This window comes from Amycolatopsis ponsaeliensis (assembly GCF_030182635.1).
Taxonomy (GTDB): Bacteria; Actinomycetota; Actinomycetes; order Mycobacteriales; family Pseudonocardiaceae; genus Amycolatopsis; species Amycolatopsis ponsaeliensis.
Genome location: NZ_JAPZLD010000026.1, coordinates 23,784 through 42,540, shown reverse-complemented (window position 1 = coordinate 42,540; position 18,757 = coordinate 23,784). Strand labels below are relative to the sequence as shown.

Genomic DNA, 18,757 nt, shown 5'->3' with positions numbered 1-18,757 from the left:
ATGAAGCATACATTTGGATCGACGTTCCGAAAATGAGTAGTACACATTTTCCTCTCTTCACCCTCTTGACTACGGACATCGGAGGCACTGTCATAGACGCCACGCCCAGCAACGCGAGATGTGTCGGACACATAGCCGAAGGCCGTTGCCTGATCAGGTAGACCTGCGGGCACCACGATGGAGTGGAGTAGCTCATGACAGCCCCAGCCCCCGGAGCCGGAAGATCAGCCCCGCGCCGCCGACGGTCCGCCGGACTGGTGCTCGGCGTCGCGGCCGTCCTCGCCGCGGTCACGGCGTGCGGGAACGGCGGCAGCGGAACCGGCGCCCAGACCGGGTTCCAGCCCGTCCAGCAGACCGGCGGACCGCTCACCGTGTGGGTCGACTCGACGCGGCTGCCCGCGGCGCAGCTGTACGAGAAGCAGCACCCGGCGGTGAAGCTGAACATCGTCACCTACGACGGCGACGCCAACGGCTCCAACTACCTGCAGACCAAGGTGAGCCTGTTCAACCGCACCCGCAGCGGCTGGCCGGACGTCGTGTTCAGCACCCAGAACAACGAGACCTCCTGGGCGGTGCAGGCCGGCTTCACCGCGCCGCTGAACAAGGGGCAGATCCCCGACGCGACGCTGAGCGGCTGGGCCCCCGGCGCCAACGACCCGTGCACCGTGGACGGCACGCTCTACTGCCTGCGCAACGACCTCGCCCAGACCGTGCTCTGGTACAACGCTTCGCTGATGCAGCAATGGAACTACCAGGTGCCCAAGACCTGGGAGGAATACCAGGCACTGGGCCAGCGCGTCGCCACCGAGCACCCCGGCTACCTGGTCGGCACGGCCGGGGACAACTTCACCCCGGAGATCTACCTGTGGGCCGGCAAGTGCGGCGCCAACGAGATCACCGGCCCGAAGGCGGTGAAGGTCAACACCACCAGCCCGGCCTGCACCCGGATGGCGGCGCTGCTCGACACCCTGGTCAAGAACCGCACGATGTCCACCAGCAGCGTGTTCAGCTCGGACTTCGACAAGAACTCCGGCGACAAGATCCTCATGCTGCCGGGGCCGTCCTGGTTCGGCGGATCGATCTTCCAGGAGTCCCTGAAGACACCGAAGGGCCAGATCGGCGTCGCGCCGATGCCGCAGTGGGCCGGCGAAACCGCCCCGTCGGTCGGCAACGTCGGCGGGGGCACCTGGCTGCTGTCCGCCCACAGCGCCAACCTCAAGGACGCCACCGACTTCCTCACGTGGGTGACCACCGCGCCCGACTACCAGGGCCAGGTCGCGCCCGGCTACCCGGCGAACACGACCGCGGCCAAGGCCTGGCTGGCGAAGCAGACGGCCAGTGGGTACTACGCCGGCGACATCACCGCGCCGCTGCAGACGGCCGCCGCGCAGGTGTGGCCGGGCTGGGGCTACGGGCAGTTCAGCCAGGAAGCGATCTGGGCCGCGACCGTCACCACCGGCCAGACCGCCGGCAAGACGATCGTCTCCCTGCTGCCCGACTGGCAGAAGGCGATCACCGACTACGCGAAGTCCAACGGGTACGAGGTCAGCCAGTGACCACGGCCGCCCGGCCGGCCGGCGCACCGTCCCGGCGACGGACGCGCTGGCCGGGCCGGTCCGGCCACCTCTTCGTCGCCGCCTACGTCGTCCTGCTGGTCGCGTTCGGGGTCGTGCCCACGGTGTACGCGATCTACTTCGCTTTCACCGACGCGGGCGACCGCTTCACCGGCCTGGCGAACTTCGTCGACGCCGCCGCCGACTTCCGGTACTTCTCCGCCGTCGGGCACGTGGCGCTCTACCTGCTGTGCTGGCTGGTGTCACTGGTCGTGTTCGTCGTCGGGCTGGCCCTGCTGCTGCACCGCCTGACCTCCCGGGCGGCCGGCACCACCCTGCGCTTCCTCTACTACATCCCCGGAGCGCTGGCCGGTGCGGCCAGCGTCATGGTCTGGCTGTTCATGCTGGACCCGTCGGTGAGTCCGCTGAGCTTCCTGTTGCGGGCGCTCGGATTCGAGACCTTCGGCGAGGTCGTCGCGCCCGGGAACCTGCCGGTCCTGTTCACCATGATCGCCTTCTGGACCGGGGCGGGCGGCTGGATCGTCGTGCTGTACGGCGCGCTGAACACCATCTCCCCCGACCTGCTGGAAGCGGCGCGGATCGACGGCGCGGGCGCGTGGCAGACCGCGTGGCGCATCCAGATCCCCCTGCTGCGCAAGTGGATCGTCTACATGGTGATCCTCGCCTTCGCCGGCGGCACCCAGCTGTTCGTCGAACCGCAGCTGCTCTCGCAGGCGAGCGTCGGGGTCGCCGGCCGCGACTACTCGCTCAACCAGCTCTCCTACGACTTCGCCTTCCAGAACAACAACGTGAACACGGCCGCGGCCATCTCGGTGGAGCTGCTGGTGATCGGGGTGGTCGTCGCCGGCGTGTTCGTCGCCCGATCGGGGTTCTTCGATGCCGACTAGGCCCCGCCGGAAGCTGCCGAACCCGCTGTCGGTGCTGGTGCTCGCGCTGTTCGTGATCTTCTTCGTGCTGCCGGTGCTGTGGCTGCTGCTGGCCGCGACCAAGACGGACGACCAGCTCGTGCACGGCAACCCGCTGTCGTTCGGCTCGTGGGGCGCGCTCGGGGACAACTGGACCGCGCTGACCACGTTCGGGGACAACGCGATCTTCCTGTGGCTGGGCAACTCCGCGCTCTACTCGTTCATCGCGCTCGCGATCACGCTGTGCGTGGCGATCCCGGCCGGCTACGCCCTCGCGATGACCGAGTTCCGCGGCCGGCGCACGCTGCTCGTCGCAACGCTGGTGGTCATGCTGATGCCGAACGCGACGCTGGTGGTCCCGCTGTTCCTCGAAGTCAACGCCGTCCACCTGATCGGCTCGATGTGGTCGATCATCCTGCCGTACTCGTTCTACCCGTTCGGCGTGTACCTGACCTACATCTACTTCTCCACCGCGCTCCCCCGCGACCTGATCGACGCGGCGAAGCTCGACGGCTGCTCGCCGTTCGGCGTGTTCCGCCACATCGCCCTGCCGCTGGCCGCCCCGGTCGTCGCCCTCGTCGGGTTCTTCAGCTTCGTCGCCAACTGGACCAACTACTTCCTGCCGTACGTCCTGCTGCCGGAAAGCGACCAGTTCCCCGTCCAGGTCGGCCTGGGCACCCTGCTCAACGCCGTCCCGCAGTTCAACCCGACCGTCGGCACCGCGGCGGTCCAGCGCCCGGAACTCGCGCTGGCCACCCTGCTCGCGATCACCCCGGTGCTCGTCGTCTTCCTCTTCTCCCAACGTTTCCTGGTCGCCGGAATGCTCGCCGGCGCGACCAAGGAGTGACCACCATGGAGAACTTTGATGCATCCCGTCATCACGGCCTCGGTACCCCTGCTCGAACCGCCGGGCTGGGCAATCGCGCAGCGCGAGCTGTTCGCCTTGCTCGACCGGGCCTGGCGCCGGTTCGCCGGTGACTTCACCGGCCCGGACGGACGGCTGCGCTACGAGGGCGAGCTCACCACCCGCGACGGCGTGGACGACTTCTACGAGACGTTCTTCAACTGGCCCCAGCTCTACCTGCTGGGCGGCGCCGACGACCTGCTCACCGAGTCCGAGCACCACTGGGAAGGCGTCACCCGGCAGCTGACCGAGCTGGGCATGCTGCACGACGAGTACGAACGCGGCTACGACTGGTTCCACCAAGGCGAAAGCCTGCTGCTGCTGTACTTCCTGTGCATGGCCGCGCCCGCGCGGTGGTGGGACCGGGCCCTGCGCTTCGCGGAGCTCTACGTCGATCCCGTGCACGGCAACTACGATCCCGTCCACCGCATCATCCGGCGCCCCCACAACGGCAGTGATCCGGCGCGCGAGGGGCTCTTCGACGGCGGCGCCTACCCGTGGCTGCCCCGGGAGGCCATGACGTACGGCTTCCCGCTGGAGTGGCTGCCGCCGGACGACTCCGCGCTGGGCGAGCAGATGCACCGGCGGATGGGGGCAGGCGACACCGCGGTCAACCTGGCGGCGTCCGGGCTGGTCCTCAACGCCCTGCTGCTCTCGGGTGACGGGCGCTACCGCGACTGGCTCGCCGAGTACGTGGGCGCGTGGCGCGAGCGCGCGGCCGCCAACGGCGGCATCCTGCCCGACAACGTCGCGCCCGACGGCACCGTGGGCGGGCTGCTGGAGGGTCGCTGGTACGGCGGGCACTACGGCTGGTCGTGGCCGCACGGCTGGTACAGCGTCGGGCACGCCGCCGTCGTCGGTGCGTTGTCGGCCGCGCTCGCCACGGGCGACGACACGTTCACCGACCTGGTGCGCCCGGCGCTGGACGAGATCATCGCCCAGGGCAAGGTGATGGCCTTCACCGAAGCGGACTCCAGCCTCGGCTCCAAGTGGTCGGTCCAGCTGCGCGAAGACATGCACACGCCCACGCTGCACGTTCCCTTCCGCCACGACGACCGGGGCTGGTTCGACTACAACCCGATGCTGATGGGCGTCCCGGTCGCGCTGTGGCACCACTCCGCCTCGGCGGAAGACCGGGATCGCCTCGACCGGCTGCGGGCCGCGAGCGGCTACGACTGGCAGACCGTGCGGCCCTTCCGCAGCAAGGAAGAGGCCGGCCACGAAGAGCCGTGGTTCGCCTACCTCGCCGGCGACGACCCCGGCTACCCGGAGCGGATCCTGGCCGCGGCGCAGGCCCAGGTGCGCCACCGGCTGACCCGCATGGAGCGCTACCGCGACCGGGAAGTCCCGGAAGCCGACATCCACCTGTGGCAGCAGTCCAACCCGGTGGTCACCGAGGCACTGGTCCAGCTCACCTGGGGCGCCCCGCAGGTCGTCTACAACGGCGGCCTGCAGCAGGCCCGCGTGCGCTACTACGACGCGCAGGCGCGGCGCCCGGGCCTGCCGCCGTCGGTGTCGGCCCTGGTTTCGAGCATCGACCCGGAGGGGACCGTGCTCGACCTGGTCAACCTCGACCCGGAAGAGTGGCGGTCGGTGATCGTGCAGGCGGGGGCGTTCGCCGAGCACCACATCCGCACCGCGCGCTACAGCGTCTGCGACGACCCGTCGTGGATCGGCGATCTCTACGACTACGGCCACGGCGAGCCGGCGGTGACGTCCGCGTCGATCGGCGTCGGCGGGCCGTGGCTTCAGGTGGAGCTGCCGCGGTCCACCCGCATCCGCCTGACGTTGCGGCTCGCCCTGCGGGCCCGCCCGCCGTCCTACGCGACGCCGTTCAACGAGCCCGCCGCGTGACCGGGGTCCTCGACGCGCACGTGCACTTCTGGGACCCGCGACGGCTGCGCTACCCCTGGCTCGACGGCATCCCGGAGCTCGACCGGCCGTTCACCCCCGCCGATTTCCCGGGACGTCCCCGCGGCGACGTCATCGTCGTCGAGGCGGGACGAGTGCCCGCGGACGCCGACGGCGAGCTCGCGTGGCTGCGGGAGGAAGCGCGGCGGCAGCCCTGGATCCGCGGCGTCGTCGCGCACGTCGACGTCGAAAGCCCGGCAGCGACGAGCCGGTTCGTGGCCGGGTACGGCGGTGACCCGTTCGTGGCCGGGGTCCGGCGCAACGTGCAGGACGAAGCGCCCGGTTTCCTCCACGGCAACGGGTTCCGGGCGGGCGTGCGGCTGCTGGGCGAGGCGGGGCTGCCGTTCGACGCGTGCGTCCGCGCCCACCAGCTGCCCGAACTGACCGAACTGGCGGCCGCCTGCCCGCGGACCACGATCGTCCTGGACCACCTCGGCAAGCCGGCGCCGGGCGGCCCCGGGTACGAGCGGTGGCGCCGGGACCTGCGCCGGCTGGCCCGGCACGCCAACGTCCTCGCCAAGCTGTCCGGCCTGGCCACCGAGACCACCCCGGGCACCGCCCGCTCGCTCGTGGTCGACGCGGTGCGCGAAGCCCTGGACGCGTTCGGCCCCGAGCGGTGCCTGTACGGCAGCGACTGGCCCGTCATGACCCTGGCCACGGACTACGCGGCGTGGCTGGACGTGGTCCACGACGCGCTCGCCACCCACCCCGCCACGGCCGCGGACGCCGTCCTCCACGACAACGCCGTCCGGACCTACCGGACGAGGAGCCGCGGCAACGTCGCCTTGTCCCGTCATGGCAAGGGATAGCGCACGCCGGTGAGCTGTTCGCACCTCTCCCACAGCAGCGCACCCGCCGCTTCGTCGCGGGCGGTGGCGGACGCCTCGACCCGTTCCGGCCGGCCTTTGACGCCGTGCACGCCGCGGGGTCCGTACAGGTCCCCACCACGCACCTCGGGATCGACGGCCGCCCGGAGCGTGGGCAGCGCGCCGTCGGCGGCGGTGTTGACGAGCGGAGCCAGCAGCCACCGCAGCGGTGGCGCCGACAGCACCCGCATGAAGCCGCCGCTGTTGCGGCCGAACTCGGTCGACGCGGCACCGGGGTGCGCGGCCACCGCGATCGCGCGTTCTCCCCCGGCCGCCAGCCGCCGCTGGAGTTCGGCCGTGAACACGAGGTTGGCCAGCTTCGTCTGGGTGTAGGCGGGCCAGCGACGGTAGCGCCGATCGGCGAAGGCCAGGTCGTCGAGGTCCAGCCGCCCCAGCTCGTGACCACCGCTGGTCACCGTGACGATCCGCCCGGCCGGCGCCGCCAGCACCTGCCGCATCAGCAGGCCGGTGAAGGCGAACGGTCCCAGCTGGTTGGTGACGAACGTCCGGTCCACCCCGTCGATCAGGGTCAGCGTCCCGAACGCGGCACCGGCGTTGTTGACCAGGAGGTCGATCCGGTCGAACTCGCCGCCGATCTCCGCGGCCGCTCCCCGGACGGACGCCGCGTCCGCGAGGTCCAGCCGGACCGGGTGGAGGTCGGCATCCGGTACGGCCGAGCGGATAGCGTCACCCGCCAGCGCGGCTTTGCCGGGGTTCCGGCACGCCAGGACCACGCGCGCACCCTTCTCGGCGAGCATCCGCGCGGTTTCGAAGCCGATGCCGGAGTTCGCGCCGGTCACCACCGCCGTGCGCCCACGCAGGTCGGGCATGTCGGCGGCCGTCCATCCCGGGGTCGACCTGGTCACGTTCTCTCCTCGACGCGAGTGGTGCCACACCGGACATTTCCGGCCGGCACGAGGCGGATGACGCGGAAGGCTAACGGGCGGCGGCGGGCAGGCGAGTCCCCCTTCAGAGGACATCACCACCGGCGCGACGAGACGGACGGGCAGTGATCGCGCCCGGTTGTGTCCCGTTCTCGCGGATCTGTTCGAACACTCCAGTGGCTTCCGGTACCGTGCTCGCGTCTGCCGGAGCCCTCGCAAGGAATGCAAGGATGGTTGTGTAGTGGCAAATCCGCTGGTCGCGGAGACCAAGGACTCGACCAAGGCGTATTCGGGGATTTCGCTGCTGGAGTCGGCGAACGACCTGAAGTCCGCGATCGAGAGCGGCGACTGGGCCTCGGTCGCGATGGGCGCCGTCGGCACCGCGCTCGACGCCCTCTCGATGGCGATGGACCCCTTCGGGGCGATCCTCGCCGCCGGCGTCGGCTGGCTGATCGAGCACGTCGGGCCGCTCAAGGAAGCGCTTAACGGGTTGACCGGCAACGCCGACGAGATCGCGGCGCAGTCGGAGACCTGGAAGAACGTCGCCACCGAACTGGGCAGCATCGGCCAGGACTTGACCGGCATGGTGAAGACAGATGTCTCGTCCTGGACCGGAAATGCCGGGGACATGTATCGCCAGCGGGCGCAGGATACGGTCACGCTGCTGGAAACCGCCCAAAAGGGTTGTGACGGCGCGTCCAGCGGCGTCAAGACCGCCGGTGAAGTCGTCGCCGCGGTGCGGGCGCTGGTGCGCGACATCATCGCCGAACTCGTCGGGCACCTGATCAGCTGGGCACTGCAGGTGGTCTTCACCTTGGGCATCGGGATGACCTGGGTGGTGCCGCAGGTGATCGGCGCGGTCGCGAAGACGGCGTCGAAGATCGCGGACCTGGTCAAACGGCTCGTCACGGCGCTCAAGGCGCTGGTTCCGCTGCTCAAGCGGGCGGGTGACTTGTTCGGCGACGCGGCGAAGGCGTTGAAGAACATCAAGCCGGGCAAGGGCGCGCCGCCGCCGAAGCACGCGGACATCAACGGCAACCCCAAGGGCCTCGACGGGCCCAAGGGCAAGGGCGGCCCGGACGCGCCGCCGCCGAAGACGGACCCGCCCCCGAAGGGCGGCGACGGCACCACCCCCTCGGGCGCGAAGGGCGACGGCACCACGCCGTCCGGCAGCAAAGGCGGGCCCGATGCCCCGCCCAAGGCCGATCCGCCCCCGGCGTCCAAGGGACCCGACGACACGCCCTCCCCCAACGGCAACACCACCCCTTCCGGCGGCGGCAAGGGCCCGGGCGGCACCCCCAAGGACGGCGGCGGCAAGCCGAAGGACGGCGGGCTCTCCACCGACAACAACGCGCCCAAGGAGAACTCGACCCCGGCCGACTGCCGGCCGGGCAGCGGCGACCCGATCGACATGACCACCGGCCGGATGATGCTCGCCCAGACCGACGTCGAGATCGACGGCGTGCTGGCGCTCGTGCTGGACCGCAGTCACTTCTCCGGCTACCGCAGCGGTGCCCATTTCGGACGGTCCTGGGCCTCGACCGCCGACCAGCGCCTGGAGATCGGCGACGACCGCATCGACTTCGCCGCCGAAGACGGCACCCTGCTGGTCTTCCCGGTCCCCGGCGCGAGCGGTGTCACGCCGGTGGAAGGCCCCCGGTGGCCGCTGCGCCGGCTCGGGGACGAATACCTGCTGGACCAGCCCGATCGCCGCCGCACCCTGCACTTCGCCACCGGCGCCGCGGTGTGCCCGCTGACCGCGATCTCCGACGCCGACGGCAACCACATCGGCTTCGACCGCGACGAGGACGGCGTCCTGCGCGAAGTCCGGCACTCGGCCGGGCACCGGATCGCCGTCACCACGGTGGACGGCCGCGTCACCGAGCTCGCCTCGGCCGGCGTCGTCCTGGCCCGGTTCAGCTACGACGACCGGGCCCACCTGGTCGAGGTCGTCAACTCGTCGGGGCGGCCCTACCGGTTCACCTACGACGAGCTCGACCGCATCACGAGCTGGCAGGACCGCAACGGCTGGGGCTACGGCTTCACCTACGACGAGCTCGACCGCTGCGTGCGCGGTACCGGCCCGCGCGGATTCCTCAGCTACACCTTCGCCTATGACAAGGAAAACCGCGTCAACCGCGCCACCGACTCACTCGGCCACACCACGACCTACGAGCTGAACGAGGAGTTCCAGCTCGTCCGCGAGACCGACCCGCTCGGCGGCGTCACCGGTTACGCATGGGACCGCCACGACCGGCTGCTCGCCTACACCGACGCGCTGGGCCGCGTCACCCGCTACAGCTATGACGAGCAGGGCCTCCGCACGTCGGAAACGCGCCCGGACGGGACCGTCCGCAGCATTCGCCACGACGGGCGGGGCCGGCCGGCGACCGCGGTCGAACCCGACGGTGCGACCTGGTCCTACGCCTACGACACCGATGGCAGGCTCGTCGCGACCACCGACCCGGCGGGCGGCGTCCGCCGCTACGGCTACGGCCGGCGCGGCGAGCTCACGACGTTCACCGACGAAGAAGGCCGCACCACCGGCATCGAGTGTGACGCGCTCGGCAAGCCGCTGACCGTCCTCGACCCGGCCGGGGGCCGCACGGCGTACGCCTACGACCCGCTGGGCCGCGTCGTGTCGATCACCGACCCGACCGGGAACACGACGAACCTCGCGTGGACGGTCGAAGGCGAACTGTGGAAGCGCGTGGCCCCGGACGGATCCGTGGAGCGCTTCACCTACGACGGCGAAATCAACGCCGTGGAGCACACGGACGCGACGGGCGCGGTGACACGGACCGACTTCGGCCCGTTCGACCTGCCGGTGTGCGAGATCGCCCCGGACGGCAGCCGGACCCGGTTCGGCTACGACACCGAGCTGCGGCTGATCTCGGTCACCAACGCGAGTGGCGCGCAGTGGCGGATCGACTACGACGCTGCCGGGAGGGTGGTCCGGGAGACGGACTTCGACGGCCGGGTCGTCACCTACCGCCGCGACGCCGCCGGGCAGCTGCTCGAGAGCCGCAAGGGCAGCGGCGAACCCACCACCTACACGTGGGACGCGCTGGGCCGGATGACCGGCAAGCGGTGCGGGGACGCCGTTACGGCTTACACCTACGACGCCGCGGGCCGGCTGGTGCGCGCGGTGACCGCCGACGCCGACCTGACCCTGACCTACGACGCGCTCGGCCGGGTCGTCGCCGAGTCCTGCGACGGCCGTGAAGTCCGGTCCGCCTACGACCGCAGCGGGCTGCTGACGACCCGCCGCACCGCCACGGGCGTCGAAAGCTCTTGGAGCTACGACGCGGCGAGCGCACCGACCGCACTGGTCACCGCCGGCCGTTCGATCCGGTTCGCCCACGACCCCGCCGGGCGCGAGATCGGCCGCGTCTTCGGGCGCGCGGCGCTGTCCCAGGCTTGGGACGCCAACGACCGGCTCGTCGAACAGGTCCTCACGGCCGAGACCGGCCAGGTGCTGCAGCGGCGCGGCTACGAGCACCGGGCCGACGACGTGCTCGCCGGAGTCGACGACCTGCTCGCCGGCCGTACCGAGTTCGACCTCGACCGGCTGGGCCGGATCACCGGGTTGCGCCGGCCGGGTGGCGCCGAGCGCTACGCCTACGACCAGGCCGGCAACATCACCGCCGCGGAGTGGGGCGCGCACCCGTCCGCCGGTGCCCGCGAGTACGCCGGGACGCTGCTGCGGCGCGCCGGCGAAGTCGGCTACCGGTACGACGAGCACGGCCGGCTGATCTGGCGCGGGCAGGCCGGTTCCGAGGCAGGCTGGACGTTCGGCTGGAACGGCGACGACCGGCTCGAGCAGGTGCGGACCCCGGACGGGCAGGTGTGGCGCTACGCCTACGACGCGTTCGGGCGCCGGGTTGCCAAGCGCCGCCTCGGCCCGGACGGCTCGACGGCCGCCGAGACCCGGTTCGTCTGGGACGGTGTCTTGCTTGCCGAGGAGATCGTCACGATCGCGGGGGTGCCGTCCCGGACCACGACGTGGGAGTGGGAGCAGGACCGGCCGGCGCCGGTGAGCGTGCTGGACCGTCACCACGACGCGGACGGCTCGGTCGTGGAGCAGTTCCACGCCGTCATCGCCGACCTCGTCGGCAGCCCGGCCGAGCTGGTGGACGAGTCCGGCCGGGTCGCCCGGCACTCGGCACAGTCGCTGTGGGGCGTCGAGACGGCGAGCGCGTCCCCGATCCCGTTGCGGTTCCCCGGTCAGTACTTCGACGCCGAGACGGGCCTGCACTACAACGTGAACCGGCACTACGAGCCGGAAACCGGGCGGTACATCAGCCCGGATCCGATCGGGCTGGGCGGCGGCACCAACCCGCACGCGTACGTGCGCAACCCGACCGGCTGGCTCGACCCGGTCGGCCTCAAGGACGGCAAGTGCAAGGGCGGCAAGGCGAACAACCCGGTGCTGGCCAACAACCGGCCGGGTCAGCCGGTGTTCCACGGCAACGCCAACGTCCCGGTCACCGAGATCAGCGACAAGAAGTTCGTGGGTATCCTGCAGGACCTCGCCAAGGGGCGCGGCGAGGGATCGCGGCGGGCGAAGGAACTGCTCAAGCAGATGGAGGAAGGCCGCGGCTGGCAGCAAACGGCGGGCATCCACCAGGGCGGCCTGGGCGGCGCGGCCGGCGGCGCCGACCCGCGCCCGCACATCACGGTGAGCGTCGGCGGCCGGGGTTACCACGTCCACGTCGGTGGCAAGAACGGAAACCTGTTCGCCCAGGACATCACCCCGAACCCGATCCGCTGACGGGAAGCGGAGCGCCGGTGGCCGGGCGCGACTCGGGCTCGGCCCGGAATGGCAGCACTCGCCGATGGAGGATTCCGGACGACCAGCGCCCCGAATCCTCCATCGGCACCTCGCGACACTGGTTCGCTGCCGCCGCCGGAGGCAGCACCATGCGGAAGATCAAGCCGGCGGTCAACGATCAGCGGTGAACCTGCCACTGATCGTTGGCGTGCACCACGGTGCGAGACAGGTTGGGGCACAGGAAGTTCGCGGTCGAGGAGTTGGAGATCACCGAGGTGTTGCCGGTGCCCGCGGCCTGCCAAGAACCGTTCAGCTTGATCTTGTAGCTGCTGCTCTCGATGTTCCGGGTGCCCAGCGCGGTGCAGTAGGCCGCCGTGGTGTTCCCGCTGGCGTAGATCTCGAAGATGTTCCAGCTGCGGTTGTCCCGGGACTGGTCGGTGCCCGATTGCGTGTACAGGGTGTCCCACCGGTTGGCGTGATAGTTGAACAGCGACGCGGTCCACGTGTTCCTGCTCGCGTCGGTCTGCTCCACCTTGCCGTGGTAGGAGTCGTGGCCGTTGACCGAAGTCACGTAGTTGGTGCGGAAAGCGGCGTCGATGTTCACCGACTTGGCCACGGTCACCCCGACGCACCAGTCCCAGGCCCAGACCTGCTTGGCCCCGCCGTTGTAGGCGGTCACCAGCTCCACGCAGGACCCCGGTGCCTTCATCGTCGGGGCGTAGAGGGTGTCGCCGGAGACGGTGAGATCGCTGTAGGCCGCCTGGATCGCGTCCTGCCCGGTGACCGCGGTGCCACCGGTGTAGACGCCCCAGTCGTCGTGGATGCTGGTGGCCTGGGTGCGATGATCGGCCTGCCCGGTCCGGATCTCCCGGAACCGGTCGGCGGCGGCGACCTGGGTGGTGCCGTCGACGGCACCGGCCACGACGGTGCCGTCCGGGGCCGACGCCGCGATCGAGGTGGCCGGCACGCTGAGGAATACCGCGGTGGACAGCACGATGAGAGCTTTTCGCATCAGAACTCCTTGTCTGAAAGCGCATCGCTCAGGCCCGGATCCGGTGCGTGAGCGGGGTTCGCCGGGGCGGGTGGCCCCGCACGCGAATCAGGAGGTGACCGGCTTCAGACCGCACTCGGGCAGGATCTCGTTGACCGGCCACGGTTCCCGCGCCGCTCAGGGCGACGCCGGAGCACCGGACGGCCGGTTCCCCGACTCGCGAACCAGCCGGATCGTGCGCACTCGAGATCAAGGCGAAACCGAAGTGGCGAGCGTCAGTCGGCACCCTCCGGGGACGGGGAGATATTCACCCACCAGTGTGAGAAAGGCTTACCCCGTGGTCCAGACTTTCCGCCCAACCTGTCTGATTCCTGTCTCTACCGCGGAATCCGGCGCAGGACGGGCGGGGACCTCCGCCGAGGGCGTGCTGCACTACCGGGCAGAAGGCACGCTCGGAACCCGAGCCCGAACTCGGGCACGGCAGCCATGCACTGTCCGATCAGGACGGTCTCACGTCGCGCGAAAAGGACGTTCGTAGTCGGTCCGGTCGTGGAACTTGGTGATGTCCCCCTTGCCGTCCTGCTTGAGACGCGGGTACTCGGTCACGTCGAACACGTTGTCCGGGCGCCGGTACGGGTAGACGTCGTGGCCCTTGCCCAGGTACTTGTCCGGGTTGTTCTTCCCGGGCACCCGCTCCATGTGACCGCCGGACCAGAAGAAGTGCTTGTCGGCCTTCAGCATCTTGTCGAGCTCCGGCTTGAACTTCTCGAACTCTTCCTTGGTCATGTTGTCGACGCGGATGGGCTGCTTCCGCGGGCTCTTCCGCGTCGCCGGCTGGGCCGGGATCGACCCGAAGGGATCCATGGCCATGGACAGCGCATCGAGCGCGACCCCGACGGCGCCCATCGCGACCGAGGCCCAGTCGCCCTTCTCGATCCCCTCTTTGAGGTCGTTCGCGGACTCCAGCAGCGGCAACCCGGAGATGGCCGTGGTGGAATCTTCGCGCTGAGCTACCAGCGGGTTCGCCACGGCGTCTGCTCCTTCTCGCGGTTCATGCGCACTCGATGACCGCCGCAACCCCCGGCTTCCACCGTGACGACGTCGCGCACACAGGGGCCGCGGACGACTCTGGTGACCGGGCAGCGTCGATCCCCCATCGGCGCGACCTTGGCGAGTCCGCGCCACCAACCGGGGGTTAACTGCGCGGGAGGCCCGCCGGAAGAGCCCGTTCGCACCTGCGGTTCGCCTTCTACTGCCGCACCAGCGCTACGGGGGCTGCGTGGCGACGCGTGCCCCTCAGCTACCGTGCCGTGGGTGGCTGAGGGGCACGTCAGCCGAAGGGATCGATCTCGGGATTGTTCTCGGCCGGCGGCGGTCGTCCGCGCTGGGTGGCCGTGACCGCCCGTCCCGCGTACTCGCGGGAGGCCCGTGCCGGGGGCCGGCTGACCGGCACTCCCGCGGCGGCCCGCCATCCACGAGCTCGCAGCCGCCCATGGTCACCAGGGGCGTTGGCAGTCGGCCCTCAAGATACCGACATTCGGCGGTATCGAGGAGTCCGATTTATCTGTTTGGATCCCTCGGAGAGCGTTTTACAACGTTGTAAAAGTGAAGGGGATCTCGCCGATGAGAAGAGCCGCTTCCGTCCTCCTCGCCTTGCTGGTGGCGCTGGGCGTGGCGTCGGGAACGCCGCCCGCAGGCGCCGCCGAGCCCGTGCACGGCCTGAAGGCCGAGTACTTCACGCCGTCGGCGCCGGACGCGCACGACTTCGCCGACCTGGCCGGCACCGCGCTCGACTCGGAGGTCAACCATCCGGACCTGACCTCGGTCTTCGGGTTGGTCACCGGGCGCACGGAGCACACGACCGCCCGGTGGACCGGGCAGCTCGCCGTGCCACAGACCGGCGACTACACGTTCTACGCCATCGGTGACAACGGGTTCCGGCTGTTCATCGACGGCGCCCCGGTGATCGACCACTGGGTCGGGGACTGGGACACCGAGCAGACCAGCGCGCCGGTCACGCTGACCGCCGGCAAGCAGTACGACTTCAAGCTGGAGATGTTCCAGGACACCGGCGGCGCCAACATGTTCCTGCGCTGGTCGAGCCCGGCCATCGCGAAGCAGATCGTCCCGCTGTCGGCGTTCACGCCGCCGGCCGACTACCAGGTCGTGCCGCGGACGGCGGAGGTGTCCAAGGACGGTCGCACGCTCACAGCCGGCTTCGACGGCCGCGTCTCGGGTGCCAACGACCTGCAGGACCACGTGCGGATCGAGGTCGACGCGACGCCGATGCCGGTCTCGTCCGTCACGACGAGCCGCGACCGGGTCACGATCCGGCTGGCCGAGAGGGTCCTGAAGGGCCAGCGGGTCAGCGTCTACTACGACGGCGCGGGTGCGCTCGCGGTGAACGGCACGAAGGTCGGCAAGACCATCCGCAGTGTCGCGAACGCGTCGACCGAACGGCTCCGGACGCCGTGGGGCGAGAACGTCGACACGCGCCACCCGCTGCCGGAGTACCCGCGGCCGCAGCTCGAGCGCGACAAGTGGGTCAACCTCAACGGCCCGTGGGAGTTCTCGGCCGCCAAGGACGGCGAGCAGCCCACGTTCGGCAAGAGGCTGCCCGAGAAGGTCGTCGTGCCCTACCCGATCGAGTCGCAGCTCTCCGGGCTCGAACGGCACGAGGACCACATGTTCTACCGCCGCACGATCACCGTCCCGCGCGACTGGAAGATCGGCGGCGGGCAGCGCCTCAAGCTCAACTTCGGCGCGGTCGACTACCAGGCCAAGGTCTGGGTGAACGGCAAGGTCGTCGCGGAGCACACCGGCGGTTACACGGCGTTCAGCGCCGACATCACCGACGCGCTCAAGCGCGGTGACGAGCAGGAGATCGTCGTCGCGGTCACCGACACGACCGGCCCGTACCAGCCCAAGGGCAAGCAGTCCCCCAACCCCGGCGGCATCTTCTACACCCCGTCGTCGGGCATCTGGCAGACGGTGTGGCTGGAACCCGTGGCGGACAAGGGCATCGACGAGATCAAGACGACTCCCGACCTCACCACCAGCTCGCTGGCGCTGAACGTCAAGTCCGCGGGCAACGCCACGGTCACGGCGGTCGCCAAGGACGCGCGCGGCCGGCAGGTCGGCGCGGTCACCGGACCGGCGAACGCGAACCTGAAGCTACCGGTGCCGAACCCGCACCTGTGGACGCCGGACGACCCGTACCTGTACCAGCTGGAGATCAAGCTGGGCGGCGACAAGGTCAAGAGCTACTTCGGCATGCGGTCCACCGGCATCACCAATGTCGGCGGCGTGCCCAAGCTGACGCTCAACGGCAAGCCGTTCTTCTCCCTGATGCAGCTGGACCAGGGCTTCTACCCGGACGGCCTGAACACCGCGCCGAGCGACGACGCCCTCGTCTTCGACCTGAAGGCGCAGAAGGACCTCGGCTTCAACGCCGTCCGCAAGCACATCAAGGTCGAGCCGGCCCGCTGGTACTACCACGCGGACCAGCTGGGACTGCTGGTGTGGCAGGACTTCGTGTCCCTCGACGACGGCAACAACCCCGCGGCGCAGCAGGCGTGGCTCAGCCAGGGCCTGGAAGAGATGCACCAGCTGCAGAACTACCCGTCGATCTACGCGTGGATCGTGTTCAACGAGGGCTGGGGCGAGTGGGACAAGACGGCCACCGGCCGGATCGCCGACCAGGTCAAGGCCGCCGACCCGAGCCGGATCGTCAACGCTCACAGCGGGGTGAACTGCTGCGCCTCCAAGGGCGACTCGGGCCGCGGCGACGTCCTCGACCACCACGACTACAACAACACCGACCCGGCCGCCTCGGACGGCAGGCGCGTCGCGATGGACGGCGAGCACGGCGGCTTCACGTTGCGGACGCCGGGTCACCAGTGGCCGGGTGCGCCGATCGCGATCTACAGCGGCGTGGCGGACAAGGCGGCGCTGACGGCGAAGTACGTCGACAACACCCGCACGTTCTACCTCGGGCAGGCCCGGGCCGAGCTGTCGGCCTCGGTCTACACGCAGGTCACCGACCTGGAGGGCGAGCTCAACGGGCTCTGGACCTACGACCGCAAGCGCCTCAAGGTCGACCCCGGTCCCGTCCGCGAGATCAACCGGCGCGTGATCGAGGCCGGTGCCAATGCGGGCAAGCCCTACCCCTACGCGGGGAAGGCCGCGTGGAACCTCGACGAACGCGGGGGAACGACCGCGAGGGACTCGAGCGGCGGCCACAACCCGCTGACGCTCACCCCGGCCGGGGTGGCGTTCAAGGACGGCGCGCTGCAGTTCACCGGGGGCTCCGCCGACACCTACGGCCCCGTCGTCGACACGACCGGTGACTACACCGTGTCCGCGAAGGTGCGGCTCGACCAGCTGCCCGGCAACTACGCGACCGCGGTGAGCCAGGACGGCAGGGAGCGGGAAAGCCCGTTCTACCTGCAGTACGGGCAGGGCGCGTTCGCGTTCAGCACGCCCGGCGGCAACCGGGCCCGGTACGAGGTCGTGCCGGAGATCGGCCGCTGGTACGAGCTGACGGGAGTCCGGGCCGGCAACGAGATCCGGCTCTACGTGGACGGCGTGAAGGTCGCGACGGCACCCGCCGGACCGGCGCTCGCGGGCACCGGCGCGTTCACGGTCGGGCGGGCCAAGTACAACGGCGGCAACGTCGACTTCTGGAGCGGCGCGGTCGACGACGTCCGCGTGGCCGGCAAGGCGTTGACGGACGCGGAGGTCGCCCTGCTCCCTTGACGCCCTGCCACACCGGCGAAGCGGGTGCCGCTGCCCAGCGCGGCACCCGCTTCGCACCGGGGTTCCTTCTCACGCGATCGATCGGCGGTTCTCCCCCTGCGCGGGCACCTCGACGACCGTCACCCGCACTCCCGCCGCACGCATCGCCGCCACGCTGCCCGCGTCGGCCGATGAATCCGTGATCAGCTCGTCGACCTCGGTGATGTCCCCGATCCGCGCCAGCGTTCGCTTGCCGAGCTTGCTGCCGTCCGCGATGACGACCACCCGTTGCGCACGGCCGAGCATCGCGCGGTTCGTTCTCGCCTCGTTTTCGTCGTGGGTGGTGATGCCGCCCGCCGCGTCGATGCCGTCGACCCCGATGAAGGCCGTGCCGATGTTGATCGACGCCAGCACCTGCTCCGCCCACGGGCCGACGAGCTCGTAGGACCGCGGTCGCGAGACACCGCCGACGACGACGAGCTTCACCCGGGGCCGCAGCACGATCTCCATGGCCGTGTTCAGCGCGTTGGTCACCACCGTGAGATCCGCGCGGTCGGGCAGTTCCTTCGCCAGCTCGCCCGTGGTCGTCCCGCCGGTCAGCGCGATCACGTGCGGACCTGTGGGCAGCCGGCGCACCGCCTGCCGGGCGATCGCCCGCTTCGCGTCCCTCGACCGGCCTTCCCGGTACCGGACCGGCAGCTCGAAGGCGACCCCCTGGGCCAGCGCGCCGCCGTGGGTCCGGGTCAGCAGCCGCTGCTCTTCCAACGCGGTCAGGTCGCGTCGCAGCGTGGCGTCGGAGACGCCGAACCGGCGGGCGAGCTCGCCGACTCGCAGGCGGCCCGTTTCGCCCAGTTCGCGCACCATCTCCGCCATCCGTTCGGACCGGGGCGCGCGATTTCGGGGCCGCTCTTCTCCCAGTGGATCGACGACATCGAGAAGGCTCATACGTGCGCACTATACGACGGTTTCGAGCACTTTCGTGCATCGATCCGCCGACCCATCAGCGGGCACACCCCGGTTCGCCGGGTCTGATCGCGCAAACGAACATCCGCGATGCTCGTTTGGACGGCAACTCTTGCCCGCCGGACGCGGCACGCCGTACCAAGAGCACACCGCCGATGGCAGGCGATCCTCCTGGCGGAGCCGGCCGGGTTCCGGCGCACCCGGTCCAGGTGGAAGCCGCCGGCCGGCCGCCGACCCGAAAGGTGATG

General features: G+C 70.3%; 10 protein-coding genes and 1 pseudogene. 7 read left to right on the top strand and 4 right to left on the bottom strand.

Translation table 11 applies throughout. The annotated features are described in order from the left end of the window. The first annotated feature begins 194 nt into the window (after positions 1-194). Genes QQ657_RS33000 through QQ657_RS32980 form a run of 5 tightly spaced genes read left to right on the top strand, consistent with a single transcriptional unit; the run spans position 195 to position 6,103 of the window. The gene (locus QQ657_RS33000; RefSeq protein ID WP_284746198.1) at positions 195-1,556 is read left to right on the top strand and encodes an ABC transporter substrate-binding protein; all 1,362 of its coding nucleotides are present in this window, start codon (positions 195-197) and stop codon (positions 1,554-1,556) included. After that, positions 1,553-2,461, top strand: coding sequence for a carbohydrate ABC transporter permease (locus QQ657_RS32995; RefSeq protein WP_284746197.1), 909 nt, complete (start codon positions 1,553-1,555; stop codon positions 2,459-2,461). Before QQ657_RS33000 ends, QQ657_RS32995 begins: the two co-directional genes overlap by 4 nt. Further along, the gene (locus tag QQ657_RS32990; RefSeq protein ID WP_284746196.1) at positions 2,451-3,326 is read left to right on the top strand and encodes a carbohydrate ABC transporter permease; all 876 of its coding nucleotides are present in this window, start codon (positions 2,451-2,453) and stop codon (positions 3,324-3,326) included. Before QQ657_RS32995 ends, QQ657_RS32990 begins: the two co-directional genes overlap by 11 nt. Positions 3,327-3,344: 18 nt before the next feature. Then, entirely contained in the window at positions 3,345-5,237 is a 1,893-nt protein-coding gene (locus tag QQ657_RS32985) for a DUF8034 domain-containing protein (protein WP_284746195.1), read from the top strand. Further along, entirely contained in the window at positions 5,234-6,103 is an 870-nt protein-coding gene (locus QQ657_RS32980) for an amidohydrolase family protein (RefSeq protein WP_284746194.1), read from the top strand. Before QQ657_RS32985 ends, QQ657_RS32980 begins: the two co-directional genes overlap by 4 nt. Here the strand turns inward: QQ657_RS32980 and QQ657_RS32975 are convergent. Continuing rightward, on the bottom strand, positions 6,088-7,026 hold the full coding sequence (locus tag QQ657_RS32975; RefSeq protein WP_284746193.1) for an oxidoreductase: 939 nt from the start codon (positions 7,024-7,026) through the stop codon (positions 6,088-6,090). The two genes, QQ657_RS32980 and QQ657_RS32975, sit on opposite strands and share 16 nt — an antisense overlap. A 259-nt stretch (positions 7,027-7,285) precedes the next feature. Between QQ657_RS32975 and QQ657_RS32970 the strand changes: the two genes are divergently transcribed. Further along, positions 7,286-11,818 carry an RHS repeat-associated core domain-containing protein gene (locus QQ657_RS32970; protein ID WP_284746192.1) on the top strand — a complete coding sequence of 1,511 codons (4,533 nt, stop codon included), beginning with the start codon at positions 7,286-7,288 and terminating at the stop codon, positions 11,816-11,818. Between the two features lie 178 nt (positions 11,819-11,996). On the opposite strand, the gene QQ657_RS32965 is transcribed toward QQ657_RS32970, so the two are convergent. After that, positions 11,997-12,830: a hypothetical protein gene (locus tag QQ657_RS32965; RefSeq protein ID WP_284746191.1), complete on the bottom strand. Its 834-nt coding sequence runs from the start codon at positions 12,828-12,830 to the stop codon at positions 11,997-11,999. Between the two features lie 816 nt (positions 12,831-13,646). Further along, a pseudogene (locus QQ657_RS57005) lies at positions 13,647-13,838 on the bottom strand (hypothetical protein); the annotation flags it as partial. 594 nt (positions 13,839-14,432) lie between these two features. On the opposite strand from QQ657_RS57005, the gene QQ657_RS32955 reads away from it, so the two are divergent. Then, positions 14,433-17,567 carry a PA14 domain-containing protein gene (locus QQ657_RS32955; RefSeq protein ID WP_284746189.1) on the top strand — a complete coding sequence of 1,045 codons (3,135 nt, stop codon included), beginning with the start codon at positions 14,433-14,435 and terminating at the stop codon, positions 17,565-17,567. A gap of 69 nt (positions 17,568-17,636) precedes the next feature. Here QQ657_RS32955 and QQ657_RS32950 read toward each other — a convergent pair whose 3' ends face one another. Next, on the bottom strand, positions 17,637-18,491 hold the full coding sequence (locus QQ657_RS32950; protein ID WP_284746188.1) for a DeoR/GlpR family DNA-binding transcription regulator: 855 nt from the start codon (positions 18,489-18,491) through the stop codon (positions 17,637-17,639). Positions 18,492-18,757 lie beyond the last annotated feature (266 nt).

Bases quoted from the DNA above. Each gene is read 5' to 3' on its own strand.
- QQ657_RS32955 (WP_284746189.1), top strand. From the start codon at position 14,433: ATGAGAAGAGCCGCTTCCGTCCTCCTCGCCTTGCTGGTGGCGCTGGGC.
- QQ657_RS32965 (WP_284746191.1), bottom strand. From the start codon at position 12,830: ATGCGAAAAGCTCTCATCGTGCTGTCCACCGCGGTATTCCTCAGCGTG.
- QQ657_RS32990 (WP_284746196.1), top strand. From the start codon at position 2,451: ATGCCGACTAGGCCCCGCCGGAAGCTGCCGAACCCGCTGTCGGTGCTG.
- QQ657_RS33000 (WP_284746198.1), top strand. From the start codon at position 195: ATGACAGCCCCAGCCCCCGGAGCCGGAAGATCAGCCCCGCGCCGCCGA.
- QQ657_RS32985 (WP_284746195.1), top strand. From the start codon at position 3,345: ATGCATCCCGTCATCACGGCCTCGGTACCCCTGCTCGAACCGCCGGGC.
- QQ657_RS32950 (WP_284746188.1), bottom strand. From the start codon at position 18,491: ATGAGCCTTCTCGATGTCGTCGATCCACTGGGAGAAGAGCGGCCCCGA.